The 25,458-nt window shown below is 65.2% G+C and carries 26 protein-coding genes and 2 pseudogenes; 15 read left to right on the top strand and 13 right to left on the bottom strand.

Annotation, left to right across the window (positions count from 1 at the left end; all coding sequences use genetic code 11):
* The first annotated feature begins 10 nt into the window (after positions 1–10).
* Positions 11–472 (top strand): PH domain-containing protein, encoded by a 462-nt coding sequence (locus tag ACY9XZ_RS11025; protein ID WP_463457084.1) that lies wholly within the window; start codon positions 11–13, stop codon positions 470–472.
* Positions 469–2,253 (top strand): PH domain-containing protein, encoded by a 1,785-nt coding sequence (locus tag ACY9XZ_RS11030; RefSeq protein WP_463457085.1) that lies wholly within the window; start codon positions 469–471, stop codon positions 2,251–2,253. Before ACY9XZ_RS11025 ends, ACY9XZ_RS11030 begins: the two co-directional genes overlap by 4 nt.
* On the opposite strand, the gene ACY9XZ_RS11035 is transcribed toward ACY9XZ_RS11030, so the two are convergent.
* Together ACY9XZ_RS11035 and ACY9XZ_RS11040 are read right to left on the bottom strand one after the other, a co-directional pair.
* On the bottom strand, positions 2,254–4,995 hold the full coding sequence (locus ACY9XZ_RS11035) for an AAA domain-containing protein (protein ID WP_463457086.1): 2,742 nt from the start codon (positions 4,993–4,995) through the stop codon (positions 2,254–2,256).
* A 69-nt stretch (positions 4,996–5,064) separates the two neighbouring features.
* The gene (locus tag ACY9XZ_RS11040) at positions 5,065–5,460 is read right to left on the bottom strand and encodes a DUF2237 family protein (RefSeq protein ID WP_463457087.1); all 396 of its coding nucleotides are present in this window, start codon (positions 5,458–5,460) and stop codon (positions 5,065–5,067) included.
* 142 nt (positions 5,461–5,602) lie between these two features.
* Here ACY9XZ_RS11040 and ACY9XZ_RS11045 point away from each other — a divergent pair, with 142 nt between their 5' ends.
* Both ACY9XZ_RS11045 and ACY9XZ_RS11050 read left to right on the top strand, forming a co-directional pair.
* Positions 5,603–6,148 (top strand): hypothetical protein, encoded by a 546-nt coding sequence (locus tag ACY9XZ_RS11045; RefSeq protein WP_463457088.1) that lies wholly within the window; start codon positions 5,603–5,605, stop codon positions 6,146–6,148.
* Between the two features lie 40 nt (positions 6,149–6,188).
* Positions 6,189–6,524 (top strand): hypothetical protein, encoded by a 336-nt coding sequence (locus ACY9XZ_RS11050; RefSeq protein WP_463457089.1) that lies wholly within the window; start codon positions 6,189–6,191, stop codon positions 6,522–6,524.
* Here the strand turns inward: ACY9XZ_RS11050 and ACY9XZ_RS11055 are convergent.
* Complete coding sequence (locus tag ACY9XZ_RS11055; protein ID WP_004518043.1) at positions 6,521–6,748, bottom strand: ribbon-helix-helix domain-containing protein; 228 nt, start codon at positions 6,746–6,748, stop codon at positions 6,521–6,523. The genes ACY9XZ_RS11050 and ACY9XZ_RS11055 overlap by 4 nt on opposite strands.
* A 163-nt stretch (positions 6,749–6,911) precedes the next feature.
* Here ACY9XZ_RS11055 and ACY9XZ_RS11060 point away from each other — a divergent pair, with 163 nt between their 5' ends.
* The 5 genes from ACY9XZ_RS11060 to ACY9XZ_RS11080 all read left to right on the top strand — a co-directional run bounded on the left by ACY9XZ_RS11060 (position 6,912) and on the right by ACY9XZ_RS11080 (position 12,888).
* Positions 6,912–8,213, top strand: coding sequence for an MFS transporter (locus ACY9XZ_RS11060; protein WP_463457090.1), 1,302 nt, complete (start codon positions 6,912–6,914; stop codon positions 8,211–8,213).
* A gap of 99 nt (positions 8,214–8,312) precedes the next feature.
* Positions 8,313–8,669: a hypothetical protein gene (locus ACY9XZ_RS11065; protein WP_463457091.1), complete on the top strand. Its 357-nt coding sequence runs from the start codon at positions 8,313–8,315 to the stop codon at positions 8,667–8,669.
* The gene (locus tag ACY9XZ_RS11070; RefSeq protein ID WP_463457092.1) at positions 8,666–10,276 is read left to right on the top strand and encodes a methyl-accepting chemotaxis protein; all 1,611 of its coding nucleotides are present in this window, start codon (positions 8,666–8,668) and stop codon (positions 10,274–10,276) included. Before ACY9XZ_RS11065 ends, ACY9XZ_RS11070 begins: the two co-directional genes overlap by 4 nt.
* A 95-nt stretch (positions 10,277–10,371) precedes the next feature.
* Complete coding sequence (locus ACY9XZ_RS11075) at positions 10,372–11,058, top strand: glycosyltransferase (RefSeq protein ID WP_463457093.1); 687 nt, start codon at positions 10,372–10,374, stop codon at positions 11,056–11,058.
* Between the two features lie 42 nt (positions 11,059–11,100).
* Complete coding sequence (locus ACY9XZ_RS11080; RefSeq protein ID WP_463457094.1) at positions 11,101–12,888, top strand: ArnT family glycosyltransferase; 1,788 nt, start codon at positions 11,101–11,103, stop codon at positions 12,886–12,888.
* A gap of 21 nt (positions 12,889–12,909) precedes the next feature.
* Here the strand turns inward: ACY9XZ_RS11080 and ACY9XZ_RS11085 are convergent, their stop codons facing one another.
* Genes ACY9XZ_RS11085 through ACY9XZ_RS11100 form a run of 4 tightly spaced genes read right to left on the bottom strand, consistent with a single transcriptional unit; the run spans position 12,910 to position 15,842 of the window.
* Positions 12,910–13,932, bottom strand: coding sequence for a lysylphosphatidylglycerol synthase transmembrane domain-containing protein (locus tag ACY9XZ_RS11085; RefSeq protein ID WP_463457095.1), 1,023 nt, complete (start codon positions 13,930–13,932; stop codon positions 12,910–12,912).
* Complete coding sequence (locus ACY9XZ_RS11090) at positions 13,929–14,786, bottom strand: polysaccharide deacetylase family protein (RefSeq protein WP_463457096.1); 858 nt, start codon at positions 14,784–14,786, stop codon at positions 13,929–13,931. The genes ACY9XZ_RS11085 and ACY9XZ_RS11090 overlap by 4 nt, the downstream gene beginning before the upstream one ends.
* On the bottom strand, positions 14,779–15,165 hold the full coding sequence (locus ACY9XZ_RS11095) for a DUF2304 domain-containing protein (RefSeq protein ID WP_463457097.1): 387 nt from the start codon (positions 15,163–15,165) through the stop codon (positions 14,779–14,781). Before ACY9XZ_RS11095 ends, ACY9XZ_RS11090 begins: the two co-directional genes overlap by 8 nt.
* Positions 15,166–15,167: 2 nt before the next feature.
* Complete coding sequence (locus ACY9XZ_RS11100; RefSeq protein WP_463457098.1) at positions 15,168–15,842, bottom strand: glycosyltransferase family 2 protein; 675 nt, start codon at positions 15,840–15,842, stop codon at positions 15,168–15,170.
* 270 nt (positions 15,843–16,112) lie between these two features.
* Here ACY9XZ_RS11100 and ACY9XZ_RS11105 point away from each other — a divergent pair, with 270 nt between their 5' ends.
* The 3 genes from ACY9XZ_RS11105 (at position 16,113) to ACY9XZ_RS11115 (ending at position 18,661) form a co-directional block, all read left to right on the top strand.
* On the top strand, positions 16,113–16,535 hold the full coding sequence (locus tag ACY9XZ_RS11105) for a cobalamin B12-binding domain-containing protein (protein ID WP_463457099.1): 423 nt from the start codon (positions 16,113–16,115) through the stop codon (positions 16,533–16,535).
* Positions 16,532–17,581 carry a methylmalonyl Co-A mutase-associated GTPase MeaB gene (gene meaB / locus ACY9XZ_RS11110; protein ID WP_463457100.1) on the top strand — a complete coding sequence of 350 codons (1,050 nt, stop codon included), beginning with the start codon at positions 16,532–16,534 and terminating at the stop codon, positions 17,579–17,581. Before ACY9XZ_RS11105 ends, meaB begins: the two co-directional genes overlap by 4 nt.
* Positions 17,582–17,719: 138 nt before the next feature.
* Complete coding sequence (locus ACY9XZ_RS11115) at positions 17,720–18,661, top strand: alpha/beta fold hydrolase (protein ID WP_463457101.1); 942 nt, start codon at positions 17,720–17,722, stop codon at positions 18,659–18,661.
* 3 nt (positions 18,662–18,664) lie between these two features.
* Here the strand turns inward: ACY9XZ_RS11115 and ACY9XZ_RS11120 are convergent, their stop codons facing one another.
* The 5 genes and pseudogenes from ACY9XZ_RS11120 to ACY9XZ_RS11140 form a co-directional block, all read right to left on the bottom strand.
* The gene (locus tag ACY9XZ_RS11120; RefSeq protein WP_463457102.1) at positions 18,665–19,051 is read right to left on the bottom strand and encodes a Zn-ribbon domain-containing OB-fold protein; all 387 of its coding nucleotides are present in this window, start codon (positions 19,049–19,051) and stop codon (positions 18,665–18,667) included.
* Positions 19,048–20,214 (bottom strand): thiolase domain-containing protein, encoded by a 1,167-nt coding sequence (locus tag ACY9XZ_RS11125; RefSeq protein ID WP_463457103.1) that lies wholly within the window; start codon positions 20,212–20,214, stop codon positions 19,048–19,050. Before ACY9XZ_RS11125 ends, ACY9XZ_RS11120 begins: the two co-directional genes overlap by 4 nt.
* A gap of 156 nt (positions 20,215–20,370) precedes the next feature.
* Positions 20,371–20,568, bottom strand: coding sequence for a DUF5800 family protein (locus ACY9XZ_RS11130; RefSeq protein ID WP_004518030.1), 198 nt, complete (start codon positions 20,566–20,568; stop codon positions 20,371–20,373).
* Positions 20,569–20,683: 115 nt separating this feature from the next.
* Complete coding sequence (gene gfcR / locus ACY9XZ_RS11135; RefSeq protein ID WP_424329177.1) at positions 20,684–21,322, bottom strand: transcriptional regulator GfcR; 639 nt, start codon at positions 21,320–21,322, stop codon at positions 20,684–20,686.
* 397 nt (positions 21,323–21,719) lie between these two features.
* Positions 21,720–22,082 (bottom strand): annotated as a pseudogene (locus ACY9XZ_RS11140) (TrkA C-terminal domain-containing protein); the annotation flags it as partial.
* On the opposite strand from ACY9XZ_RS11140, the pseudogene ACY9XZ_RS11145 reads away from it, so the two are divergent.
* Positions 22,070–22,216: pseudogene (locus tag ACY9XZ_RS11145) on the top strand (TrkA family potassium uptake protein); the annotation flags it as partial. The pseudogenes ACY9XZ_RS11140 and ACY9XZ_RS11145 overlap by 13 nt on opposite strands.
* Before the next feature lie 129 nt (positions 22,217–22,345).
* On the opposite strand, the gene ACY9XZ_RS11150 reads toward ACY9XZ_RS11145, so the two are convergent.
* The gene (locus ACY9XZ_RS11150) at positions 22,346–23,185 is read right to left on the bottom strand and encodes a hypothetical protein (RefSeq protein ID WP_463457487.1); all 840 of its coding nucleotides are present in this window, start codon (positions 23,183–23,185) and stop codon (positions 22,346–22,348) included.
* A 91-nt stretch (positions 23,186–23,276) separates the two neighbouring features.
* Between ACY9XZ_RS11150 and ACY9XZ_RS11155 the strand changes: the two genes are divergently transcribed.
* Positions 23,277–24,266: an aldo/keto reductase gene (locus ACY9XZ_RS11155; protein ID WP_463457104.1), complete on the top strand. Its 990-nt coding sequence runs from the start codon at positions 23,277–23,279 to the stop codon at positions 24,264–24,266.
* A 60-nt stretch (positions 24,267–24,326) separates the two neighbouring features.
* The gene (locus ACY9XZ_RS11160) at positions 24,327–25,403 is read left to right on the top strand and encodes a TrmB family transcriptional regulator (protein ID WP_463457105.1); all 1,077 of its coding nucleotides are present in this window, start codon (positions 24,327–24,329) and stop codon (positions 25,401–25,403) included.
* Positions 25,404–25,458 lie beyond the last annotated feature (55 nt).

A 25,458-nucleotide genomic window follows, 5' to 3' on the forward strand; every position in this document is an offset into this window, starting at 1 on the left:
CGGTTGGGACATGGAGTCGCTGCACCCGCGGGTGAGACTGCTGTGGGTTCTATCGACGGTCATCCAGGCGTCGGTACTCGGGGTTATCGCGTATCTCGTCGACCGTTTCGCGGTCTCACTGCCGCAGACAGTCATCGCCGGCGGCTGGGTCGTGCTCGTATTGCTGGGTGTCATACACGCTATCGCTGCCCACCGCATCTGGCGCTTTGCCCTGCAAGACGACGCGCTCTTTCTCCTCCGCGGCGTCGTGACCCGGACCGACACGTCAGTTCCCTACGTCCGGGTGCAACACGTCGATACCACTCGGGGGCCGATAGAGCGCGCCATCGGGCTGGCGAGCGTCGTCGTCTACACCGCCGGGACCCGCGGCGCGGACATCACGATCCCCGGACTGCGACCCGAACGAGCAACCGAGCTGCGCGAGGAGCTCCGTGACCTCGCGAACGAGAGCGAGGCCACGGACGCGGTATGAACCGGCTCCACCCGCGGAGCGCCGTCGTGCGAATCGCCAGAGCGACCCTGCAAGGCGGCTTTTTCGGCTTCTTCGGCGGGTCGCTCGGGTCAGGGATGTTCGGCTTCCCGTGGTTCGCAGTGCCAGCACTCGCAGCTCTGGGCGCGGTCGTTTTCAGCGGCTACGCGCTGGCGCGCTATCTCCGCTTTCAGTACGAACTCGACGGCGACACGCTCACCGTCGAGTCCGGCGTCTTCGCCAGACAGTCCCGCCAGATTCCGCTGGGCCGCGTCCAGAACTTAGACGTCGAGCAGAACATCCTCAACCGCCTTCTCGGGCTCGCGGTCGTCCGCTTCGAGACGGCCGGCGGCAGCGCGACTGAGGCCACGCTGGACGCGGTCGACGAAGCGGAGGTCGAACGCCTCCGGAACTACGTGCGGACCCACGACCGCGGCGAGACCGCGGCGGCGGGAGACGCCGCCGATGCGGTGGCTGGGACTGAGGGTACTGGCCGGTCGGCCCACGCCGATCTTCCCGGCGTGACCGGCCCCGCCCCGGCACACACCAGCGATGCACAGACGAAGAGCGGCCCCGGGGGCTCAGTCTCCCCCTCGGACACGGAGGGAAGCGGTCAGCCAGACGGGTCGCTACTGTTCGCGTTCGACCAGCGCGAACTCCTGACGTACGCGCTCGTCTCGGTTCGGCCGGCCGCGCCGGTCCTGACGCTAGCGTCGCTCCCGCTGGGGATGGACCTCGTCTGGGCCGTGCTGCGGTTCAATGCCACCCTTGCCGGCGCGTCGCTGGGCGGGCCAGTTGTCCGCTGGCTGGTCAGCTCACCGGAAACCACGCGACTCGCCGTCTTTGCCGCACTCTCCATCGTCCAGTTCCTCCTGCTCGCACTGGTCGTCAGCGTGGCGTTAACCGTCATCGAGTACTACGGCTTCAAGCTCACGCGGGCCGACGGCGACCTCCGGTACGAGCGGGGTCTGTTGCGCCGTTACAGCGGCAACATCCCGCTTGAGAAGGTCCAGACGGTCACCATCCGCGAGAACGTCCTGATGCGCCGGTTCGGCTACGCGACGCTGGCCGTCGAGACGGCCGGCTACAGCGGCGGCAATCAGCAGTCCACGCAAGGCGTCGCCGTCCCGCTCGCGCCCCGCGAGGAAGTGTACGAACTGGCCCGTGACATCGAGCCGTTCGGCGACCTCGATTTCGAGCGGCCGCCGAAACGCGCCCGTAGACGGTACCTGGCCCGCTTCTCGCTGGCCGCGGCCGCACTCACAGCGGTCGCCTACGCAGTGGACTCGCTGGTGCTTGAGACCGGCTACTGGTGGCTCGCCGCCCTTCTCTTTCTCCCGGTTGTGCCGGCGGCCCACCTCCGCTGGCGACACCGCGGGTTCGACCTGGACGAGTCCGTGCTGGCGAGCCGGAGCGGCTTCTGGCGGCGGACGACCCGAATCGTCCCGTACTACCGTCTCCAGACGGTGTTCGTCACGCGGTCACCGTTCCAGCGCCGCCGCGACCTGGCGACCGTCGGGGCTGACACGGCGAGTTCCTCCAGTCTGCTGGGCGGCGTCGCTCGGGTGTACGACATCGACGAGACGACGGCAGCGGCCCTCAGAGACACCCTCCGCGAACGGCTGTGGGCCGACATCATCGCCCGGCGGGCCGACGACCGGTCCGCCGAAACGGCCGGACAGACCGAGACAGCCAGCCGGACGAACGAACAGTCCGATGTGGCCGACCAGACCGCGCGAGACGCCTGGGCCGGCGAGACCGGCGAGCGGACCGACGGAACGTAGTCAGCCCCGCGCCCACTCGACCATCCGGCCGTACACCTCGTCAGTCGCCAGCGCGTCGCCGTCGCCGACGAGGACAAGCGCCTTTTTCGCTCGCGTGAGCGCGACGTTGATACGCCGGTAGTCCTCGAAGATGGGGCTGTCGAGCGTGCCCGTGGCGACGAAGGAAATGATGATGACCTCCTTGCTCGACCCCTGGAACCGGTCGACCGTGTCGACGGTCACATCGGGGAGGCGTTTCGATATCTCCGCGACCTGCGCGCGGTACGGCGCGATGACGCCGATGTCGCCGGCGGCAACCCCTGCGGACCGGTACGACGCAACGATATCAGCGATGCGGTCGGCCTCGTCAGGGTTCGTGTTGCCGACCTGGCTCCCGTCCGGGTCGACGAACGCCACGCGGTCCCGGAGTCCTTCTGGCAAGCTAGCCGTCGAGACACCGTCGAGGTCGTCGAGACGCTGGGCGGCCACCTCGCCGCTGGCGGGCCGTAGCTGCCCGTCGTAGAACTCCCGCGAGGCGAAGGCCTGGATGTGCTGGGCCATCCGGTACTGGCGGTCCAGCATCAGGCCCGCGTCAGGGTGGGCGTCGATGAGCCGCTCGAACAGCGAGGTCGACAGCGTCTCGTCCTCGGACTGGACCACGGGCGGGAGCTGCTGGTGGTCGCCGACGAGCACGAATCGGTCGGCAAGCGTCGTCGCCGCCAGCGTCCCCGGTTCGGTCAGTTGGCCGGCCTCGTCGACGACGGCCACGTCGAACTCCTGGGTCTGGAGCGTGCTCCCCCCGCAGGTGGCCGTCGTCGCCGCGACGACCTGCGCGTTCTGTAGGCGGCTCGCGCACTCGCCGGGGTCGCCGCTGGTCTCCAGGCGGTACTTTTGCATGTCCTCGCGGACGCCGCTCTCCGTGCCGACGCGGACGATGTCGGTGTAGCCCTGGTCTTCCAGCGCCTCCAGCAGATTGTCGACGGCGCGGTTTGTAAACGCCGAAAGCAAAACTCTATCTCCCCGAGCAACGAGTGACCGGACCATCCGCGCCAGCGTGTAGGTCTTGCCCGTCCCCGGCGGCCCGTGGACGAGCGCGAAGTCCTCCGCGCCGACTGCCAGCTGGACGGCCTCGTTCTGGGCGTCGTTGTTGTCGATGAACGTCTCCTCGACCGGAGTGAACTCCGGCTCGCGACGACCAAACAGCACGTCTTTCTGCTCGGGCGACTGGAGGAGCACGGCGTCGTGCAGCGCGTTCTGGAGCCGGTCGGTCGTCAGCTCGGAGGGGTACACGTCCAGCCGGCGGAGGTCCAGCGGCTCGTCGGCCGTGACGACGATTTCTTCGCCGAGACGTTCCACGCGGGCCAGTTCGGCGTTGCCGGTCACCGGGTCGCCGTCGCTGGCGAGCACGAGGTTGCCCTCGCGAATCTTCGAGACCGCGCCGGTCCCGGTCGCGCGGAGTTCCCACCGGCCGCCGTCGAGTTCCCGGCGGCCGGTCGGTTCGAGGTCGATGAGTGCGCGGTCGTTGTCGGCCCGCTCCTCCGGCGTCTGTTCCCAGAGTTTCGCGTACTCGCGGTGGACGGCTCGCCGTTCGGCCTCGATGGCCGTGTAGAACCGCTCGAAGTAGTCCAGTTCCGCCTCGGGTACCGCTCGACCGACCGTTCCCGCCTTCGACTCCTGGTCGAGGCGGCCGGAGACGGCCATGCAGGTGTCCTGCTCGAAGCAGTATTCGCATTTCGCGTTGGCCTCGTAGCCCGTCGGCACACCCGAGTCGTACTCCATCGCCGCAATCGCGTTGCGGGTCCGAACGACGTAGTTCAGCAGACCGCTCCCGATGGAGAACTCCTTGGCCGGCGAGAGGTCGCCGCTCTCCTCGCTGCGGTCGACGGCGGCGTTTTTCGTGTAGAGGAGCGTGCCGGTGTCCGGGGCCGCGTCGACGGCGCTGCCCGCGCCGGCCGCGCGCTCGCCCAGCATCAGCGCGTACGCCGTCGCCTGAATCTTGTCCTGAAAGCGCGGCTCCCGCTTGGTGTTCTTCCCGGTCTTGAGTTCGACGGGCATCCCCCGCCGGACGGCGTCGGCACGCCCCTTCATCCCAAAGCGCTCGGAAATGAGCGTCATCTCCGAGCGCCACTCGCTCTCCGCGGGACTGAAGTCCCGCTCCGAGTTGTCAGCGGCTGTCGCCGCTCCATCTGTCTCGGTCAGCGTCCCCTGCTGCAGCCATCCTTGAATCGCCGATGCGTGATCACGCACGTCGCCAGCCACCTCCTCGGCCTCTCGCCCGAGCAGCCCGATGTCCAGCCCCGCGGCGTCGACCTGCTCCTCGATGGCCGTGTCGAGGTCCCGTCCCCGAAGCAGGTCGCCGAACACCTCGTGGACGACGGTCCCTTTTATCAGCGGATAGGCGTGTTCCGCGCCGTCGAGTTTCCGGAGGTAGTACATCCGCGGGCACTGCACCCACGCCCGGATGTCGGTCACGTCGACGAGGAAATCCGGCTGGACGACGAGCGTGGCGTCGCCGCCGACCGAGTACTGCTGTTCGCCCCGGTACTCCCGCTCGTCGGGGTTGTAGACGGCTATCTCCATCCCCGTCTCGATGACTTCGGCGTTCTCGGTCCACTTCCCCCAGAGCGTCACCGTCGTCGGCTCGCCGGCCCCGCGGTCGGGGCGGATCGTCACCTCACAGAGGTCGCTCTCGCCGTACTGCGTGTTCACCGTCTTCGGCTCCTCGATGTCGATGACGACGCCACGAATGCGGTCCGCGGTCACGGGTTGGCCCTCCCCTGTTGCACGCCCATAGCGAAGAGACCGACCCTCAAAAGTCGTTCGCGCCGCGGCTTACTCACTGGCTGCATCGACATCTGAGTCGGAATCAGCAGCGTACTCCTGCAGCGTCTCCAGGTCGATGTCTTCGAGCACGTCCTCGCTCGTCGCTTCGAGGTTGACCGGCGGTGCGCGTCCGTCCTCATGGGCCTCAATCCAGCGCGGGACGCAGACGCACCAGTGGTCGCCCGGATCGAGTCCCGGGAAGTCAAGCTCCGGCCGCGGCGTCACGAGGTCGTTGCCCTGGGCCTTGCTGTACTTCAGAAATTCGGCCGTCATCACGGCACAGATCTCGTGTCGCCCCGGGTCGCGCTGGAGCGGGTAGCAGTAGCCGTCGCGCATGAACCCCGTCACCGGGTCCATCGAACAGGGGGCCAGCTCCCCGCCGAGGACGTTGCGTTCGCTTTCCATACCACGTCTGGCTGTTCCGTGGAGTAAAGGCGTTCGCCTACAGCGCAGGACAATCGGCCGCCGTGCCGACTCGGGTCTTCGGCAACTGTGGCAATCGGGACCGATGGGTTCATTCTGGCCCAGACCGAACGGGAGACTGACAATGCGCGTTCGTGACTGGCAGGACATTCTCGAAGACGTGATGGAGAGCAATGCCAATCCGGGGGACTGGCGTGCCGTCGGGGGCGACCGCGCGAACGGTATCGGCGAGGACATCTACTTCGGTCACCCCGACGCCGGCGTCTACCAGCTCAAGACCTACGCGAAGAACCCCTTCGAGGTCCAGGGCGTCGGGTCACAGGTGGCCCGCCGCATCGACGAGGACATCGACCCGCTGTTCCCGACCGACGGATCGGGCATCTTCGGCGTCCAGCAGGGCCCCGAAGACGAGGACGACGCCAGGGAGAAGGCCAAGAACCTCGAAACGGTACTGGAAACCCATGCTGACGCACCCACGTCGCCACAGGCGTTGCTGGAGGACATGATGGACGCGATGGACTCCCCGGCCTACGGCCCGATGGAGTTCGACCACCACGACCGACCCGACCAGATGACCGAACTCACCGAGACGTTCGAGGAAGCGGAGGAACTGCTCGACGCCGAGTTCGAGGACGTTATCGAGGAAGACGTAGAGCGGGGCTTCTACTGATGCCCGAGCAGCCACGCTCCATCAATCCCGGGGGCCGCTGATGGTCGGGCCCTCGATGACGGACGCCGACCGGAAACGCTTTCTCAGATACCTGCAGGCCGGGTTCGCGCTCCTCATCGGCGTCTCGATGGGGCTCGTGACGCTGTACGGCGGTGCCGGACCCCTGCTGGTGCTTGGGATCACTGTCGGTGGAACCGTCATCGGCGGGCTCCTCGCGTGGTACATCATCCCGGAGAGCGTCGCAGAGACGCCGTACGACTCCGTCGATAGCGGTCCGAAACCCGGGGCACGAATGAAACAGCGCCGGCAACAAAACGACGGATCGGGCCAGCGGGCATCCGAAGATGACGGCAGACTCTCGCAGAACCGCGACTAGAGGAAGTCGTCCTGCATCGCGGGGTCCTGCTGTTCGGAGGCCGTCTGGTCGAATATCTCTTCGTCGAGCGTCTCCGTCTCTTCCGTCGTGGTGTTGTAGGCCGAAATCCCTCGCTTCAGGAGGTCTTCCACGGCCTGGTCACGGTTGAGGAACTCGCCCTGTTCGACGAGTCGCTGGATGTCCGAGTCCACCTGGTCCGGAAGTGACACCTTGATCTTGCTCACACTTGCGGCCTATACTGTTCGGACATAAAAACCCACCCCTGATTTTGGGAGGGGTCGAATAGCGTACGCGTGGACACGGACACCTATCGCTACGCGTTCGACAAGGCACTCGTGGACGCGGCGAACCGCCACACACTTGCCGACGGCCGACAGGAACCACAGTGTGAACGCGAACGACCGAGCGATCACCGCGCTGGTCATGCTCGCACACGGCCTGGTCCACACCTACGAGATGGCGGTCCCGATCTTCGTCGTCATCTGGCTCACCGAGTTCGACCTCATCAACCTCGGCGTCGCCCAGTTCGACGTGACGACGGCGACCGTCGGCGTCATCGTGACGCTGGGCTATGGCCTGTTCGGGGCCGGCGCACTCCCAGGCGGTATCGTCGTCGACCGAATCGGCTCCCGGCGGCTCATCACGGGCTGTCTGCTGGGAATGGGCGGTTCGTACATCCTGTTGGGGCTGGCCCCGAATATGGTCGTCATCGCACTCGCCCTGGTCCTCTGGGGACTCTCGGCCAGCGTCTACCATCCGGCCGGGCTCTCGCTCATCAGCAAAGGCGTCGAACAGCGCGGGACCGGACTGGCCTACCACGGCGTCGCCGGCAACCTCGGCATCGGCCTCGGCCCGCTCGTCGCCGCGATTCTCCTGCTGGTCGCCGAGTGGCGGACGGTCGCGCTCGTGCTTGGCGTCCCCGCGCTGCTCGCCGCCGTCTACGCCTCGCGGGCGAGCTTCGACGAGACGGCGGCGGTAACGGCTGCGACCGACGGTGGCTCGAAGGCCAGCAGCGGCATCGACTCGCTCGGGGAGTTTCTCACGGAGAGCAAGCACCTGCTGACCGGGAGCTTCCTGCTGGTGTTCGTCGTCGTCATGTGCTCGGGGCTGTACTACCGCGGCGTCCTCACCTTCCTCCCGGAACTCCTGCGGGACCTGCCGGGCTTCGAGCCCATCCCGATAGAGACGCTGTTACCCCCGACCGTCCTGTCGGCGCTCGGTATCGAGGCCGGGACGGGGCAGACGCTCAAGCCACAGGACTACTTCTACGCCGGTCTGCTGCTAATCGGTGTCCTCGGCCAGTACGCCGGCGGGAAACTGAGCGACCGGATCCCCGTCGAGTACGGCATCGCCGGCTCGTTCCTGGTGCTTGCCACAATCGCGGTCCTGTTCGTCCCGGTATCGGGCATGGGCCTCGGACCACTAGCGGTGCTTGGCGCGCTGCTGGGCGTGTTCCTGTTCGTTGTCCAGCCGCTCTATCAGGCCTCTGTCGCGGAGTACACGCCTGCCGGGACCCGCGGCCTCTCCTACGGCTTCACGTATCTCGGCGTGTTCGGCGTCGGCGCGCTCGGTGGTGGCCTCGCCGGGTCGATTCTGGCCTTTGCGAACGCGACGGCGCTGTTCCTGACGCTCGCGGCCATCGCACTCGTCGCGGTCGTCGCCGGACTGGCGCTCACACGCCGGTCGTGAACGGCCTGGGCTCGTTCGAAGGGCGGAAACAGCTAGGTCGTTTTCAATAGTTGTAATGGGGTGGTAACGTATAACACCACCTCCAGCAGATACCATGGCATGCAAACAGGACTGGCCGCGCTCGACCCACACAAAGCCGTACTACCCATTATCGCACTTATCGGGCTCGTCCCGGTGCTGTTGCGATACCGACGGAGCTCCCGCCTGTTTGTGGTCGGATACGTGCTGTTGATCGTGGCGACAGTCGTCACCAATGTCGAGAACCTGTTTCTCGGCACGGTACTCAACTACACAGAGCACTACCTCGGCCTGATGGGGTCCGGCCTCGCGTTCCTGTTTGCGGCCTACGTCCGGCGCAAGCAGGTCCTCACAGACGACGATAGCGAGGGGCATGACCCAGATGTCGACGGTGACGGGCCAGAGATCGCCACCGACGGCGGGAGGGCCGAACCGTGAGCGCCCCGATTATCCTCGCGGACTTCGTCGCGGTCGTCGCCTACGCCGCGACGGTGGCGCTGGGTGTCAAGACCTACCGCGAGACCGATCTCGATTCGGGGTTCTGGGCGAGTTTCACGTTCGCCGCGGCGCTTGGCCTCCTCTGGACGGGAGTTACCTTCCTCGAATGGGTCGGCATCGCGGGGGCGATCATGGACGCGCTGGGCACGTCGCTGCTTGCCGTCCTCGTGGGCGTCGTCGCGGTCTCTTCGACGGGAACCATCGCAACAGTCGAGGACCTCAAGACGGCCACACAGGAGGCGGCGAACAGGCGCGCAGAGGCGGAGCAACAGCGCGAAGCCGCCGAGCAGCAGCGACAGGAGGCCGAAGCGGCTAAACAGCAGGCCGAAGAAGCACGGCAGGAAGCCGAAAAGGCCAAGCGGGCGTCTGAGGACCTGAACGAGCATCTTCGGGCGAAGGCCGAGTCGTTCGGGAATGCCATGCACGCGGCCGCGAACGGAGACTTCACCCAGCGGATGGATCCCGAGAGCCGGACAGAGGCGATGACCGATATCGCGACAGCGTTCAACGACATGATGGAGACGCTCTCCGAGACGCTCACGACCGTCACCCGGTTCGCAGAGCAGGTCGACGACTCGACGGACGAACTCAGCGCCAGCGCCGCGGAAGTCCGGAACGCGAGCCAGGAAGTCAGCGAGAACGTCGAGGAGATCGCCTCGAACACCGACGAGCAACACGACAACGTCCGGCAGGTCACCGACGAGATGACCGACCTGTCCGCAACCGTCGAGGAGATAGCCTCCTCGACCGACGAAGTGGCAAAGATGTCCCAGCAGGCGTCTGAACTCGGCTCTGTCGGCAGCGAGCACGTGACGGAAGCGAAAACCGAGATGGAAGCGATAGAGCACCAGGCCGAGTCGACCATCGATAACGTCGAATCGCTCGACAGCGAGATGGAGCAGGTCGGCGAGATCGTCAGCGTCATCGAGGACATCGCCGAGCAGACGAACATGCTCGCGCTCAACGCCTCCATCGAGGCCGCGCGTGCCGGCGAGGCTGGCGAGGGCTTCGCCGTCGTCGCCGACGAGATCAAGGGCCTCGCACAGGAGACCGGCGAGGCGACCCAGCGAATCGCCGAGCGCATAGAGACGATTCAGGCGTCGACGGACGAGGCTGTCGACGGCATCCACGAGATGGACGAGCGCGTCGACAACGGCCTGGAGACGGTCGACGAGACGATCAGTGTCCTCGAAGAGATCCTCGAACACGTCGATGAGGTAAACAGCGGCATCCAGTCCGTCGACGACGCGACCGACGAACAGGCCGCCTCCGCGGAGGAAGTGGTGGCGATGGTCGAGGAGTTCGACACGATGACCGAGCGGACGAGTTCGGGCGCTCAGACCGCGGCCGCGGCGGCCGAGGAACAGACCGCGGCCATCGAGGGCGTGACCGACGACGTGGTCCACCTCTCGGATCAGGCCGAGGACCTCTCGGAACTACTCGACGCCTTCGAGTTCGCGGCGTCGGGCGCGGCCGACCGCTCCGCCGCGGCGACCGGCGACCGAGCGCCGGTGGCCGACGGGAGCGGCCAGCCAGAGCGGAACTGAGACCGGTCGCCGGTCACGACCTGGAGTTTCGACTCTCGGTCGCACTGTGTCCCATCGCTTGCTATTTCTGTCTGTACGCTGTACCTGACTGCCAGATGGACGCCGCAGTTATCGTCCCGGCCTACAACGAGGCGGAGTCGCTGGCCCGCTGTCTCGCTCCCTTCGAGTCACAGCCAGTGGAACTGGTCGTCGTGGTCGGCGGCGACGACGGGACAGAACAGGTAGCCCGCAACACGCCCTTCGTGGACACCGTCGTTCGGTGTGACGAGGGCGGGGCTGGGACCGCGAGGAACCGCGGGGCGGCGGCCGCGAAAGCCCCGATTCTGTTGTTTACTGACGCCGATACGGTCGTCCCCGAGGACTGGGTCCGCCTGCATCTCAGGCACTACACCGACGACGAGGTGGTGGGCGTCGGTGGCCCCGCCCGTCCGCTCGAAGACAGCCTCAAACACCGCGTGCTGTTCAAACTGCTGTCGGACTACTGGTACCGGGTGTCCTGGCCGCTGGGCTTCGTCCAGCAACCGGGCTTCAACTGTAGCTTCCGGGCCGAGGCGTTCGAGGCTGCGGGCGGCTTCGACGAGGATATCCCGTTCATGGAGGACACGGAACTCTCCCTGCGGATGAAAGACCACGGCCGAATTGTCTACGATGCCGATTCCTGTGTCGCCACGTCCGCCCGAAGAGAGGCTGACGAGGGGTATCTCTCGCTGTTTGCGAAGTACGTCCGTGGCTACGCGAACCACTACCTCCTCCGTCGGGAGTTCGACGCCGAGTATTTCTGAGAAGGGCAGCCTTTTCAACACACACCCCGGAGCAGTGACACGATGAGTGGCTGGCGGTCACTGCCCCGAAGTGTTGTCGAACAGGTACGGGCCGACCTTCGAGAGGACCCGTACCTCCGATATATTCTGCTTCTATCGACGGTCATGGTCGGGTTCTGGTTCTGGCATCGCATCCCGAACTTCGCCACCCGCGACGAGTACAGCCGCTTGCTCGATGCGATGGTCGTCTACGGATCGGTTCTCGAAGAACCGAGCTTCGAGGGGCTCAAGGCCGGCGTCGAGTGGGGTCGCGCCCCCTTCGGCGCGACGCTGTATCTCTACATGCTCGCCATCCTCCCAGTCGTGCTCGTCGCGGCTATCACCGGTGACCTGGGCGCGTTCGCGACAATCGCGTTCCCCGACTGGGAGTTCGGCCACTACGGGGTGTGGGCGGCCACGCCCGAGTGGATCTGGACCTGGAGCCTCGTCGCCATTCGCCTGACCAACGTCGCCGCCGCACTCTCGGCCGTCTACCTCACGTACCGCCTCGGCGTCGCGATCGAGGGACGCAACGCCGGCCGGCTCTCGGCCGTCGTGCTCTCGCTGACGTTCGGCTTCCTCACTATCTCGAAGGAGGCCGGCGAGGACATGCCGGCGCTGGCATTCGTCCTCCTGACGCTGTACCTGCTGGTCAGGTACGTCCAGAGCGACGACGGCACGCTGTTTCTGGCGGCGAGTGCCGCTGGCGGCGTCGCCATCGCGTTCAAACTGACGGCCGCGCCGGTCGTTTTGCTCATCGGCGTCGCCTTCCTGCTCCGCGCTCACGCCGCCGACGCGCCGCTGACCGAGTCGCTGTACCGGCCGAAACTCCTCCTGAGCGGCGCAGTGCTCGGGTTCGTCGTGATCGTACTCGGGTTCCCGACCGCGCTCGTGGCCGGTGCCGAACCGTTCGTCGAACGGGTGTTTGGCGGCTCGGCATCGCGGATGGACCACCCGACAGGTCCCGACGCCCCGATGTGGTGGTGGTTCCTCCGGGGGTACTTCAGTGCGCTGGGGCTGCCGTTGTTTGCTGCGGCCGCCGCCAGCGTCGTCGCGACCGTCGTAACGCTGCGGGAGCGAGCGTCGGCGTTCCACGGTACTGTCCTCGTGCTCACAGGCCTGACGGCCTACGTCGCGATGTTCTCCCAGTGGCACGACTTCCGGGTCCACCACCTCCTGCCGACGTTTCCGCTTCTTGCCTTGCTCGTCGGCGGTCGGCTGATGGACCTTCGGGAGCGCGCGCCCTCGCTCGCCCGGCCGGTGATGGCTGTCCTGCTGGTGACGACGGCCGTCTACGCTGGCATCGGGACGGCCCAGTTCGCATCGATGCCCCGGGACGAGGCGACGGCCTGGCTGGAGAACAATAGCGAGGAGGGCGACGTGGTGGAGACGTACCGTGTTCACATTCAGGATACTGCGATCCCGCACTCGCTGACCGCCCGACACGTCGCCGGCCAGGACTCGGCGGCGGAGGAAGCGATGGCGTGCCCACGGTACATCCAGCTCGGCTACCGGGACCTCCTGTATCTCAAGGAGGACACCTACTACCGGAACGGCGATGCACAGGCCACATACCTCCGGACCCTCCTGAACGAGGAGTACAACTACAGGATCGTCGCCGAGTTCGGGGAACGGCCGCCGAACTTCGTCCCCCAGCGGCCGACGCCCGGCTCGTTCGTCGACCTGCTCCGGCTCGGCATCGTCCCGCACACGGACCAGTTCGCCGACGAGCAGGAACTCGCGGCGAACCAGTACACCCTCATTCTGGAGCGTGACGGCGAGTGCGACCCGAGCCGTCATCCGCCGTTCTGAGGGGCTGCCAGGGTTTTCCGCCTACTCCGCCGTCAACGAGGAGAGGTCGAGCCGCACCGAGGGATACCAGCCCGCGAGCGACGGCAGGTAGATGCCCAGGAACCGGTCGACGAAGATGATGGGGATGATGACTGCAGCCGGGATGCCCAGCGCGACGAACACCGCCGTCGCCGTCGCCTCGGTGATGCCGATGCCACCCGGGGTCAGGGGCAGGAGCGTCACGGTGTACGCGACAAGGAGATACAGCGGCAACGCGAGTAGCGGTTCGAACGCGACGCCGAAACTCCCCAGCAACAAGCCCACGCGCAAGCCGGGCGCGAGTACGAGATCGACGGTCCAGCCGACCGCGTAGCGGAGCCACACTGCCGGCTCACTCGCGAGCGACCGAAACGTAGTGGTCGAACTGTCCGTGAACTCAAGCAGGCCATCGAGACGCGCCGCAAGTGTCTCGCCGATTCGTGGCACCCGAATCGCGGCCCTGGACAGCCAGCCGATGAGCCGATCCAGATAGGAGAGGTTGAGCCCCGCAAGCAGTATCGTGAGTCCGGCCGCGAAGTAGAGGCTCGTTGCGAGCGCCAACAGCAGAACGAATTCAAGCCGGAGCAGCGGGATCGCTAGGACGAGCCCCGCAGTGGCCGCGACGCCGTAGTAGAGGGCGAAGATGCCGGTGTGCAGCGCCGAGGCGGCCGCGGCGTCGCTGTAGGCCATCCCGGTCTGGCTCCGGAGGACGAAGGGGGCGGCCAGCCGTCCGGAGAGCCGGGACGGCAGCAACTGATTGACGAAGTTCACGATGAGTGTCGTCCCGGCGGCCGTCCGGAACCGGACCGGGGCCAGCGGCGTGATTACCGCGTGCCACGAGTATACCCGGCCACAGATGCCGAGGATACTGACGGCGACGACCGCGAGTACCGTCTCGATCCCGACGCCGGCAAGCAGGCCGACTGCCCTCCTGAGATCAAACTGCGTGAGCAGCCACGCCACTGCCGCGACAGCGAGAGCGTACTGTGCGACCGTGATGGCAAGGTCACGGACGCGGTTCGTCACGCCGTCTCGCCCCTGCGTAGTTGTGTCGTGGTCGTTTCCCCTTCCTCCAGAACGGCCCGCGCGGTCGTAAACTCGAAATCCTGCTGGAGGATCCGCTCGACGGCCCGCCGCATCCACTCGCCGGTCCTGACGTACACTCGCGTCGGCACCCCCTCGACATCGGGTAGGTCCACCAGTTCCCACGGGTGGACGTACAGCATCGGCGTGATGCCCTGACGGGCCAGCAGCCTCATGCCCAGTATCGTGTACCGCGGGCCGAAAAACCGGAGCCAGGTCCCGGTGAGGGGTAACTGCAGCCCCGGCATGACACTCGCCGGGAACTCGGTGACGGTGTCCGGCGCACCCGGGCGGATCGCCGTCGCGGGAACCGGTTCGTGGACGTCGTACTCGCCGCCGTACCATCCCGGAATCGACCGGCTGGAGACCACGCTGGAGTCGTAGGTGTAGCCGGTCTCGGCCAGCAGGTCGAAGTGGTCGTCGGTGATGTCGAACGCGGGCGCACGGAACCCAGAGACGCGTTCGCCGGTGACCCGCTCCAGCACGTCCTTTGACTGGGACAGTTCGGATCGCCGACCGTCGCTGTCGAGGTCCGAAAGCAACTGATGCGTGTGCGTGTGGGACGCGATTTCTAGCCCCGAATCGGCGAGGGCTTGTACGGCGTCGGGGTGGGACTCGGCGACTGCCGACACCACGAACGCCGTCGACGTGGCGTCGTACTCCGCAAGTTTCTCCCTGAAAAATCGGCCACCGTCAAGGCCGACGCCGTCGCGGTCGGTCGTCCCCGACGCACTCCGGTAGGCCGGCGTCTGGGTGAACAGCTCGAAATCCATCGACAGCACCGCCCGGTTACTCATCCTTCGTGTCCTCGGTCTGTAACTGGTGTTCCTCCAGTTCGCTCCGGAGGAGACTCAACTCCTCGTTCAGCCGCGACAGCCGGTCGTACATGTGGCCGATGCGGTTGAGCAGGTACGTCACCGCAACGAACAGCGTCAGGTTCGAGATGACGAGGATGGCCCGGGCTTTCCACTCCAGACCCAGCAGCCGCGCCACGATTTCGAACACGTTAGGGACCATGGCGACGACGATGAGCCCCGCCCCGAGCAGCAGCGACATCACGAACAGCTCTAATGATTCGCGCTCGCTTCTGACGATGATGTACCCGTTCGCGAGGAAGGCCAGTCCGACGGCCAACGAGAGGAGATTCACCAGCGAGTAGTCGAATCCAAAGGCCATGGTTAGCGAAAGAGGAGGACGCGAAACACCGTGTCGGTCATGCGGAGCGGGTACAGCACGAGCGTGTCCAGGCTGAACTGCGACTCGCCCTCGTCCCGGATCGGCATCTCAATCGATACCTCTTCGATGCGCTGGCCGCGCTGGGCCGCATCGAGCGTCTGTTCGACCGCCCAGTGGTTGTCCGAGCGGTGGAGGATGTCTTTCAGCGCGGAGACGCGGTAGACGCGGAAGCCGCTTGTCACGTCGGTGATGTCGATGCCGCCGAGTTTCCGAACGACGGTCGTAAAGAACGTGATGCCGAGCCGCCTGATAAGCGGGTAGTCGTCGATGCTCTCGTTCAGGTAGCGACTGCCGATGACCATATCCGCGTCCTCGGCGTGGTCAAGCAGGGTCGGAATCTTTTCGGGGTCGTGCTGGCCGTCGGCGTCGACCTGCACGACGAAGTCGTAGTCGTGGCGGATGGCGTACTGGTAGCCCGTCCTCACGGCCCCACCGACGCCGGTGTTGAACACGTGCGTAACGACGTGTGCGCCGTGTTCGCGAGCGATGGCCGCGGTGTCGTCCGTCGAGCCGTCGTCGACGACGACCACCTCGTCGACGTACCGGCTCGTTCCGTCGATCACCGACCCGATGGTGCTCGACTCGTTGTACGCGGGGATGACGGCGACTGTTCGCACTGTTTGAGACGCCGCGAGCAGCGAACTTAGAATTGTCGTTCTCTGGAATAGTTCTATCCCGGTCTGGTAGCCTGTATTTAACGGCTCAGGTCAAACCACATTCTGTGAGTCATAGCCGATGAAAAACCGAGCAGCCAGGAGTGCCTCGCTTCTCACAAGCGAAGCGATGGGAATCGGCAATACATCTGTGTCCTCCGAGGGTGCTCGTAATCAACATCAGTCATGAAGAATAGGGCAAGAATGAAAACACACCGCGCGGTACGTACTGCCATGAGTGTCGAGCAGGAGCAGACGGAACGGACCATCAGGTGTCTGGTGGCGAAAGTTGGACTCGACGGTCACGACCGGGGCGCACACGTTATCGCGCGAGCACTCCGTGACGCCGGCTTCGAAGTGATTTACTCTGGACTCCATCGCGCGCCCGACGAAGTCGTGCAGGCCGCCGTCCAGGAGGACGTTGACGTCGTCGGCATCTCTATTCTCTCGGGGGCACACAACACGCTCGTCCCGAAGATTCTCGACGGGCTGAAGGAGTACGACGCGTTCGACGACCGGCTCATCCTCGTCGGGGGCATCGTCCCGGATGACGATCAGGACGAACTCCGGAATCTGGGTGTCGACGAGATATTCGGGCCCGGCGCGTCGATGGAGGAGATGATCGACTACATCCACGAGAACGCGCCCGAGCGATGAGCGACCTCGTCGAGGACCTGCTCGCGGGCAAGCATAGCGCCCTCGCCAGAGTCATCACACAGATCGAGAACCGCTCGCCGGGGTATCGGGAGATAATCTCCGACCTCCACCAGCACACCGGGACGGCAGACGTTATCGGCGTCACCGGGAGTCCCGGCGCGGGCAAGTCCACGCTGGTCGATAAGGTGGCAGCGACCTACCGCGAGCAGGGCCTGACCGTCGGGGTCATCGCCATCGACCCGTCGTCGCCGTTCTCCGGCGGTGCGGTGCTGGGCGACCGGATACGGATGGCCTCGAACGCGGGCGACATGGACATGTTCTTCCGGTCGATGTCTGCCCGGGGCTCGCTGGGCGGGCTGTCGACGGCCACGACCGACGCCGTGACCGCGCTGGACGCCTTCGGCAAGGACAAGATCATCGTCGAGACGGTCGGTGCAGGGCAAAACGAGGTCGATATCGTCCGCACGGCCGACACCGTCGCCGTGCTCGTCCCGCCGGGCAGCGGCGACGACGTGCAGATGCTCAAGGCCGGCATCCTCGAAATCGGCGACGTGTTCGTGGTCAACAAGGCCGACCTCGACGGAGCCGACCGAACGGTCCAGCAGCTCCGAGAGATGCTACAGGGCCGGAGCGGACGACCGAATTCCGGCCATCACGGCGCGACCGAACTCGCTGGGGACCACGGCGATACGCCGTCCGACGATGGAGGGGACAGTGACGAGGCGGAAACGTGGGACCCGCCAATCGTGGAGACGGTCGCCAACCGGAGCGAGGGCGTCGAGGACTTCCTGGAGACCCTGGCCGACCACGGGGCGTATCTGGACCGAACCGGCCGCCGGGAGGGGCAAGCCCGGGAGCGCTTCGCCGCCGAGATCAGGACCCTCCTTCGGGAGGACGCCAACGAACTGCTGGTCGAGGAACTCGACCGACGGGGCGGTATCGAGGGCTACGTCGACGCCGTCATCGAGCGCCACACTGATCCGTACACGGTCGTCGATGAAGTCCTCGCCCCGCTCCGTGCGTGTCTCGACGAACGACGGGACTGAGTGCAGGGCCGCCACCCGATTGACTGACCGTAGCCGACAGCCCCCTACCGGCTGTCCAGTCCGTCTGAGCCACCACCGCTAGCCGTGGGGTTTCGCCACGTACAAACTATAACACTGCCGGGGTCCCAAGAGATCAGTATGAGACTTCGCAAGGCGCTCGGTGCAGCCGTCGGTGCGGTCGGCGCGACAGTCGTTGCTAATCGCGTACTGCAGTCACAGGCTGGCGCGTTCGAACCGATGCTGGACGGGGATCAGGGGACGTACCGCTGGCGCGGGTTCGATATCGCGTACACTGAGGCCGGCGACCCGTCAGACCCGGACCTCGTGTTGTTCCACGGCATCAACGCCGCCGCCAGCAGCCACGAGTTCCACACGGTGTTCGACACGCTGTCCGAGGACTACCACGTTATCGCGCCGGACCTGCCGGGCTTCGGGCACAGCGACCGACCGCCGCTGCTGTACTCGGCCTCGCTGTACACAGCGTTCGTGCGTGATTTCATCGAGGACAACACCACTGACGCGACCGTCGTCGCGTCGTCACTGACCGGAGCCTACGCCGCCAACGCGGCACAGGAGGTCGACCTCAAAGAACTCGTCCTCATCTGCCCGACAGACAGTTCGATGGGCAGTCGCACCGTCTGGCTCCGCTCGCTGCTGCGCGCCCCCGTCGTCGGCGAGGCCATCTACAACCTCACCGTCTCGAAAGCCTCCATCCGCCACTTCCACGCCGACCACGGCTACTACGACATGGACAACCTCACCGAGGATGTCGTCGACTACGAGTGGCAGAGCGGCCACCAGGCCGGCGCGCGCTTCGCGCCGGCGTCGTTCGTCACCGGTTTCCTCGACCCCGAGGAGGACCTCGGCGAAACACTGGAGAGCCTCGACGTGCCCGTAACGCTGGTCTGGGGCGAAGACGCCGACATCACGCCGCTGTCGGAGGGACGAGACCTGGCCGAACAGGCGGACGCGATGCTCGTCGTGTTCGGTGATTCCCTTCTCTTACCCCACGTCGAACACCCTGGCGAGTTCGTCGACGTGGTCCGGGACAGAGTGACTTCGGTAACAGTCGAGAACTAAGCGCTACCGCGGCCGGAACACGACGGCTCTGTCGCCGGTCGTCACGCGCTCGCCGACGTCGATGCCGACCACGTCGTCGATGGCCACCTCCTCCGGGTCCACGTCTCTGACGAGCCCCGTGACCGACACCGGGCCGAAGTCGGCGATAGCGGTGACGTAGGGCGCGTCGTCCTCGAACTGCGGCGTCGGGACCGTAATCGTCGTGTGGCTCGCGATCTCGCCGGACTCCGGCAGAGCAACCTGCGAGAGGTCCTGGTCGTGACAGCGGGGACACACTCGCCTGGGCGGGAGCCACCCGTGGCCGTTCGAACATTCGAGGTAGTAGCCCTCGCCCGATTCGATGCTGTCGAGCCACTCGTCGTACTCGCCGTCTTGTGCGGGTTCGGTCATTCTTGCACCTCCATGACGTGGACGGTCGTAGACGCGACGGTGCCGCCAGCGTTGTGCGCGACGCCGACAGTGCCGTCCGGCACGGCGTCGGCCCGCGGATGTGATCCGTCGAGGAGCCAGGCGATGGTCGCCAGCTGGGCGACACCGGTCGCGCCGACCGGGTGGCCCTTGGCTTTCAGCCCGCCCGAGAGGTTTATCGGCAGGTCGCCGTCGCGGGTCGTCTCGCCGTTGCGCGCCGCGGCGATGCCCTCGCCGCGGTCGTAGAAGCCAAGCGACTCGATTGCGAGCACTTCCGCGATAGTGAAACAGTCGTGGACTTCGGCGAAGTCCACGTCATCGGGGCCGACGCCGGCGTCTCCGTACGCCTCCTCCGCGGCCTTGTCGGCAGCGGGCGTCTGTGCCAGATGCGGGCGATCCTGTAGCGCGAGGTTGTCGCCGCCCTGTCCGGTGCCGGTGATGGCGACCGGGGCGTCAAGATCGTGTTCCTCGGCGTAGGATTCCGTCGTCAGGACGGCGGCCGCAGCGCCGTCCGTAATCGGGCAGGAATCGTACAGGCCGAGCGGGGACGCAATCGTCGGCGCTTCCAGCGCGTCCTCGACCGTGATCTCCTTCTGTATCTGGGCGTGTTCGTTGACCAGCGCGTGTTCGTGGTTCTTGACGGCGATGTGGGCGAGATCCTCGTGGGTGCCGCCGTACTGGTCGAAGTACGACCGGGCCATCAGCGCGTACGCCCCGGGGAAGGTCATTCCGGCACGGACCTCGTAGAGGTCGTCGGCAGCGATTGCGAGCGCGTCCGTCGCCGCTGCCGTCCCGATGTTAGTCATCCGCTCCGCGCCGCCGACGACGACGACCTCCGCCTCGTCGTTTCGGAGCGTCTTGACGGCTTCACGAACGGCTGTGCCGGCTGACGCACAGGCCGCCTCGACGCGGGTCGCCGGAACGTCCAGGCCGATGGCTTCGGCCATCAGCGGACCCTGGTGGCCCTGGTGTTCCGCGAGCTCTCCCATGAAATTGCCGTAATAGAGCGCCTCAGCGTCGTCCGGGTCGATTCCGGCGCTGTCAAGCGCCTCCAGCCCGGCCTCGGCGAACAGGTCGCGGCCGGTTCGTTCGGGGTGTTCCCCGAAATGTGTCACGCCGGCCCCGGCGATACGTGGGTCTGACATTATCTCCCAGTGTGCGCTGACGGCTTAAATGCCTACTGCTCGGGTGCTTAATTAGCGCATATTCGCGGCTGTAAACGCCTGAAAACGGGATACTGGTTCTTTTTCGACGTTCGTTCCCACGACGGATCTATCGCCTTGAAAGGAACTATCTCCGCTTCAGTTCACGATCTCGGCGATGCGCTGGGGTTCCCCCGACAGCGCCGGTTCCGGTTCGACCATCTGTAGCACTTCGTGGTCAGTCACGTTCGGATACGATTTCTGGATAGCGTCTTCGATAAGGGCCTTTTCGAGGCGAAACTCCGTCCCCTCGTAGACGACATCGACGCCCTGTTCGTCGAACGACAGCACAGTCATGCCACGGAGTACGCGCGGCATGAATAAAAGGATAGTCTCTCGTGCGGCCACGCCGGTTCAGGAGATCCGATTGCCGCCCGACACAGTACGCGCTCGGAACAGGTCGCCAGCGCCGTTATGAGTCGCCGTCGCTGCCGACTCGGATGACCTGCAGCAGGGAGTACACCGGGACGCCGCGGATGTCGCCGACGCCGCGTTTGTCCGCCAGCACGACGCAGGCCACGGGGTTGCCGCCCTGTTCGTGGATCGCGTCGATGGTTTCGCCCATCGTTTTGCCGCTCGTGATGGTGTCATCGACGACGTAGCAGTCGCGGTCCCGGATCTGTGCGAAGTTCCGCGAAAAGGAGCCGTCGGTGGTCTCGCTTTCGTCGTCGTCCCATTGATGCTTGGTCGGGGCGTACGTCCCGAGGTCTGTTTCCAGTTCCCGCGCAACGGTCGTCGCAAGCGGCGCGCCGGCTTTCTCGATACCGATGGTGAGGTCCACGTCGTCGCCTTTCTTCGAGAGTAGGTCCGCCATCGCCGCCCCCGCGTGGTACAGCCGGTTGCTGTCCCGCCCGACGGCGGACCAGTCGACGTGGATGTCGTGGGGGCCGCCGTCGTCGCTCGTGTCCGGTTCCGTGCCGGTGCCGCTGCGCTCGACAAGCCAACTCGCCGTCTCGCGGGAGACGTTGAGTTCGTCAGCGATCTCGCCCTTGGAGAGACCACGCTGTGCCAGGTCGGACGCGCTGTCGACGAGGTCGTCGATATTCTTCATATCACCATCTCCGTGTGCGAGGATTTAATAGGCAGTGTTCTCCACCCACCAAAATGTATTTACAACATCCGTTGTACTATTCTAGCGGCTGGGTACACTCCCCCTGCTATCCGGGGCCAGGTGGCGACCCGTCAGGTCACTACCCCCGACCCGGCCGACGCCAACCGCCTGTCTGCCACACAGCATGGTTGTACGCGGGACCGCACGCACCAGCGGTTCTCCCGCCGTTCTCCGTCCATCAATTTCTGTGGTAAGAGCGAGTATAGTGGTCACAGTACGTGGTCTGTCTCCGATGAGACAGGTCCGGGCGCGACTCGTACTGTCGGCTGTCACTATTTCAAAATATTTGCCACTCCGGGTGGCAAAATTCTACGTAGAGTTATAGTCGACAGTATCACTAGCCGCGCAGCAGGTTCATCACTTCGTCGACCACGGCAGGTTCAACAGCGACGACGTAGCTGCTTCCCGGTGTCAGAGTCGTGTCGGTACGAGCGAATCGCTTACCGTTATCGTCGGACACGACGAGAGTTCCCTCGGGGAAGCGTACGTCAGAGAGTGTTTTTCCGGCAGCCGGGGCACCCTCAGCGACGCGGATGAGCATGATATCGAGGGTACCCGTCACGTCGGCAAGCGACAGGACGTCGCTCCCCAGGATTTCGCTGGCCGCCACTCTGGAGCCGGCCCGTCCGGGGAAGACCACCGCGTCGACGAACCGGGTGTAGGCCTCACCGGCTGTCCGGTCGATGCGCGCGACCGTCCGGAAGCCTGCTAATCTCGACAGCGGACAGAACTCCGCTCGCAGGCCCCGATACGGTTCTGGAACCCGGCGAGGGCTACATCCTCGCCGTCGAAACCGACGTGGTTGATGAGGTATTGAATCTCATGCGTGGGTAGTACCACACCGACTGGACGGGGACAGCGAATCCGAGCGCAATCGAACTCTCGGTTCTGCAGAAGTCGCGGCTGTCACACTCACCGGGTCTGTCGTTTGTAGTTCTCGTGAGGAACTGTGACCTTACTTCGTCAATTGACTCCTTCAAAGGTGTAGAGGCGCTGCTCGCAGGTGGGACAGACGAGCGTCTCGTCGGGGTTCTGTCGCGGGCCGAGATGGCCACCGCAACACGACACCGACGACGATTCGACCAGTTCGGAGCCACAGACCGGGCAACTGTCGAGGAACATCCGGAAAGCCTCCGCGCCGGCGACTCTGAGCCGTTCGTCGTCGATAGTTTCGCCGAGAACCTCGTACGCCGCGAGTTCGGCGACGACGACCGGACGGGGCAAGAGCTGCTTGTGGTCAGAGCCGAGCGCGATCCAGTCAGCGTCGTCCTCGGCGTACGGCTCCGCGTGGTCGACCTGCTTCAGCGACTCCTGCAGCGTCGCCGAAAGAGCATCGAGCGAGTGGTCGGCCAGTTCGTCCATTCGCTCGTGCCAGGCCGTATCGACATCCGTCGCGAGAAACAGCTGTTCCCCTTCGACTTCGATGACACCGGCCGCCGATAGCTCACGGAGGACGGTTTCGCCGTCCATCCCCACGTCGTCGGCCAACGATTCGCTCTCCTCGCGAGTCCTGCCTTCTCGGGTTGTCTCTCTGTGTGACGGCCCTCCGTGGAACCACTCGTCCGGGATCGGTGATGCCGACACAAGCCACGGAGCAAACTCCGGGGTGTACGGAACCAGATACCCTCGAAGATAGACCACTGTGACGCCGACAACGGCGACCAGCAGGGCCGCGAGCGAGCGCTCGCGTGCACGCAAGAACAAAGCAAGGACTCCGACGAGCCCCAGGTTCAGGACGGTACACGGCCAGCATCTGTTCTCACCGGTGTAGGACTCGTCGGCGAGAGACGCAAGCGGTTCCATCGGGTCGACATCGCGTGTGGATACGCGGCTCACATCGGGACAACGTTCGGCAGTCCCAAAATCTTTAACAACAGCTGTGGTACAAGCTGGCATGAGCGATTCGCCGGTGACATACACCACGCTCGGGTCGACAGGACTCGACGTGTCTCAACTCTGTCTCGGGACGATGAACTTCGGCAGCGCGGAGCCCTGGATGCTCGACGACGAGGCCGAGAGCCGGAGGATACTCGAGCGGGCGCTCGATCTGGGTATCAACTTCTTCGATACGGCCAACGCGTACTCGAACGGCGAAAGCGAGCGAATACTGGGCGACGCCATCGACTCCGCTCGCCGCGGGGAACTGGTGCTTGCTTCGAAGGTGTACTTCGACATGCACGACGGGCCAAACGGCGGCGGCCTCTCGAAGAAACACATCATCGACCAGTGTCACGCCACGCTGGACCGCCTCGGCGTCGACTATCTGGACCTCTATCAGATCCACCGGTGGGACGACGACACGCCTATCGAGGAGACGCTGGACGCGCTGACGTATCTCGTCGACGAGGGGCTGGTCCGCTATATCGGCGCAAGCACCATGGCCAACTGGCAGTTCCAGAAGGCGCTGTATACGGCGGATATCGAGGGGTACGAGCGGTTCGTCTCGATGCAGCCGGAGTACAACGCCGTCGACCGCCACGAGGAGGCGAACCTCCTGCCGGTGTGTGAGATGGAAGGGATCGGCGTCGTTCCGTGGTCGCCGCTGGCCGGGGGCTTCCTGGCCGGAAAGTACGAACGCGACGACGACCTTTCCGAGGGGCGGGCGAGCACCGACGAGTACACGGCAAACCGATTCAGCGACGAGAACTGGGCGGTTTTGGACGAGGTGCGAGCGATAGCCGACACGAAGGGCGCGACGCCGGCACAGGTCAGCCTGGCGTGGCTCTGCCATCAGGAGGTCGTGGACGCTCCGATCATCGGCCCGCGGACGATGGACCACCTGGAGGAAAACGTCGAGGCGCTCGACATCGACCTGACCGACGAGGAGTGCGCCCGAATCGAAGCCCCGAAACGGCCACAGTGGCCGGTGGAAGGCAAGGACTGACTGTGGATCTCGATGGATAACCATGCACATTAACTGCGTACTTGGTTTCCCTGTATACACATGGACGACAGCGAACTAACCGATGTCCTCGAAGATGCCGGTCTCTCCCCCTATCAGGCGGAGGCCTACGTGGCGTTGCTGGGGCTGGGGACCGCATCGGCGACCGACATCGCTGACTCCTGTGACGTCCCGGACCCGCGGATCTACGACGTCCTCCGGGACCTGGAGACGAAAGGATACATCGAGACGTTCCAGCAGGACAGTCTGACCGCCCGCGCCCGCAACCCCGACGTAGTGCTCGAGGACCTGCGGTCCCGGTCGAGCAAGTACCTCGACGCGGCGGAGACGATTGAGGAACGCTGGAACCAGCCCGAGATATCCGACCACGAGGTCAGCATCGTCAAGCGGTTCGAAACGGTCGTCAGCCGGGCCCGGGAGCTCATCGAAACGGCCGAAAACCAGATACAGGTCGGGGTGAACCCAGAGCAGTTCTACGCGGTTCGAGAGGAACTCATCGCCGCCCACGACCGCGGCGTGAACATCAAACTCAGCATCTGCACGGGTCCTGACGAGGAAGTGCCGCCGCTTGACGATATTGAGGGGACCTGTACGGAGGCCCGGAACCGCGAGATTCCCGCTCCGTTTTTCGTGCTGGTCGACCGAACCTGGACGTGTTTTGCGCCCCACCACGACTCGGTCAACGAGTACGGCGTACTCGTCAAGGACCGGACCCACACCTACGTCTTCCACTGGTTCTTCCTGACCTGCCTGTGGGAGATCTGGGACACGCTGTACACCGAACGGACGCCGGAAACACCGACGACGTACGTCGACCTCCGCCACGCCGTCCGGGATATCGAACCGCTGTTGAACGAGGAGGCGGTTATCGAGGCTGTCATCGAGGGGTACGACACGGAAACGAAACAGTCGGTTACGCTGACGGGGCGCATTACCGCCGTCGACTACACCGGGAGTAGCATCGGGCGGACCGACCCGGTCCCGCTGGCACAACTGGCGGGCCGAATCAGCGCCACGCTGGTCACCGACGACGGGACGTACGAAATCGGCGGCTGGGGGGCCGTCATCGAGGAGATCGAAGCCACTGAGATCACGATCACGAACGTCCAGTACGAGTGACGCAATCGCCGCGTTTCCAGCAAAATAAACTTCCACTCAGTTTGCGCGTTTGAGA

The sequence above is a fragment of the Haloarcula sp. HT12 genome, assembly GCF_055271655.1.

Coding starts and splice junctions, on each gene's coding strand:
- ACY9XZ_RS11025 (WP_463457084.1), top strand. CDS start 11: ATGGAGTCGCTGCACCCGCGGGTGAGACTGCTGTGGGTTCTATCGACG.
- ACY9XZ_RS11030 (WP_463457085.1), top strand. CDS start 469: ATGAACCGGCTCCACCCGCGGAGCGCCGTCGTGCGAATCGCCAGAGCG.
- ACY9XZ_RS11040 (WP_463457087.1), bottom strand. CDS start 5,460: ATGGAAAGCGAACGCAACGTCCTCGGCGGGGAGCTGGCCCCCTGTTCG.
- ACY9XZ_RS11045 (WP_463457088.1), top strand. CDS start 5,603: ATGCGCGTTCGTGACTGGCAGGACATTCTCGAAGACGTGATGGAGAGC.
- ACY9XZ_RS11050 (WP_463457089.1), top strand. CDS start 6,189: ATGGTCGGGCCCTCGATGACGGACGCCGACCGGAAACGCTTTCTCAGA.
- ACY9XZ_RS11065 (WP_463457091.1), top strand. CDS start 8,313: ATGCAAACAGGACTGGCCGCGCTCGACCCACACAAAGCCGTACTACCC.
- ACY9XZ_RS11075 (WP_463457093.1), top strand. CDS start 10,372: ATGGACGCCGCAGTTATCGTCCCGGCCTACAACGAGGCGGAGTCGCTG.
- ACY9XZ_RS11080 (WP_463457094.1), top strand. CDS start 11,101: ATGAGTGGCTGGCGGTCACTGCCCCGAAGTGTTGTCGAACAGGTACGG.
- ACY9XZ_RS11090 (WP_463457096.1), bottom strand. CDS start 14,786: ATGAGTAACCGGGCGGTGCTGTCGATGGATTTCGAGCTGTTCACCCAG.
- ACY9XZ_RS11095 (WP_463457097.1), bottom strand. CDS start 15,165: ATGGCCTTTGGATTCGACTACTCGCTGGTGAATCTCCTCTCGTTGGCC.
- ACY9XZ_RS11105 (WP_463457099.1), top strand. CDS start 16,113: ATGAGTGTCGAGCAGGAGCAGACGGAACGGACCATCAGGTGTCTGGTG.
- meaB (WP_463457100.1), top strand. CDS start 16,532: ATGAGCGACCTCGTCGAGGACCTGCTCGCGGGCAAGCATAGCGCCCTC.
- ACY9XZ_RS11115 (WP_463457101.1), top strand. CDS start 17,720: ATGAGACTTCGCAAGGCGCTCGGTGCAGCCGTCGGTGCGGTCGGCGCG.
- ACY9XZ_RS11120 (WP_463457102.1), bottom strand. CDS start 19,051: ATGACCGAACCCGCACAAGACGGCGAGTACGACGAGTGGCTCGACAGC.
- ACY9XZ_RS11125 (WP_463457103.1), bottom strand. CDS start 20,214: ATGTCAGACCCACGTATCGCCGGGGCCGGCGTGACACATTTCGGGGAA.
- ACY9XZ_RS11130 (WP_004518030.1), bottom strand. CDS start 20,568: ATGACTGTGCTGTCGTTCGACGAACAGGGCGTCGATGTCGTCTACGAG.
- gfcR (WP_424329177.1), bottom strand. CDS start 21,322: ATGAAGAATATCGACGACCTCGTCGACAGCGCGTCCGACCTGGCACAG.
- ACY9XZ_RS11150 (WP_463457487.1), bottom strand. CDS start 23,185: ATGGAACCGCTTGCGTCTCTCGCCGACGAGTCCTACACCGGTGAGAAC.
- ACY9XZ_RS11155 (WP_463457104.1), top strand. CDS start 23,277: ATGAGCGATTCGCCGGTGACATACACCACGCTCGGGTCGACAGGACTC.
- ACY9XZ_RS11160 (WP_463457105.1), top strand. CDS start 24,327: ATGGACGACAGCGAACTAACCGATGTCCTCGAAGATGCCGGTCTCTCC.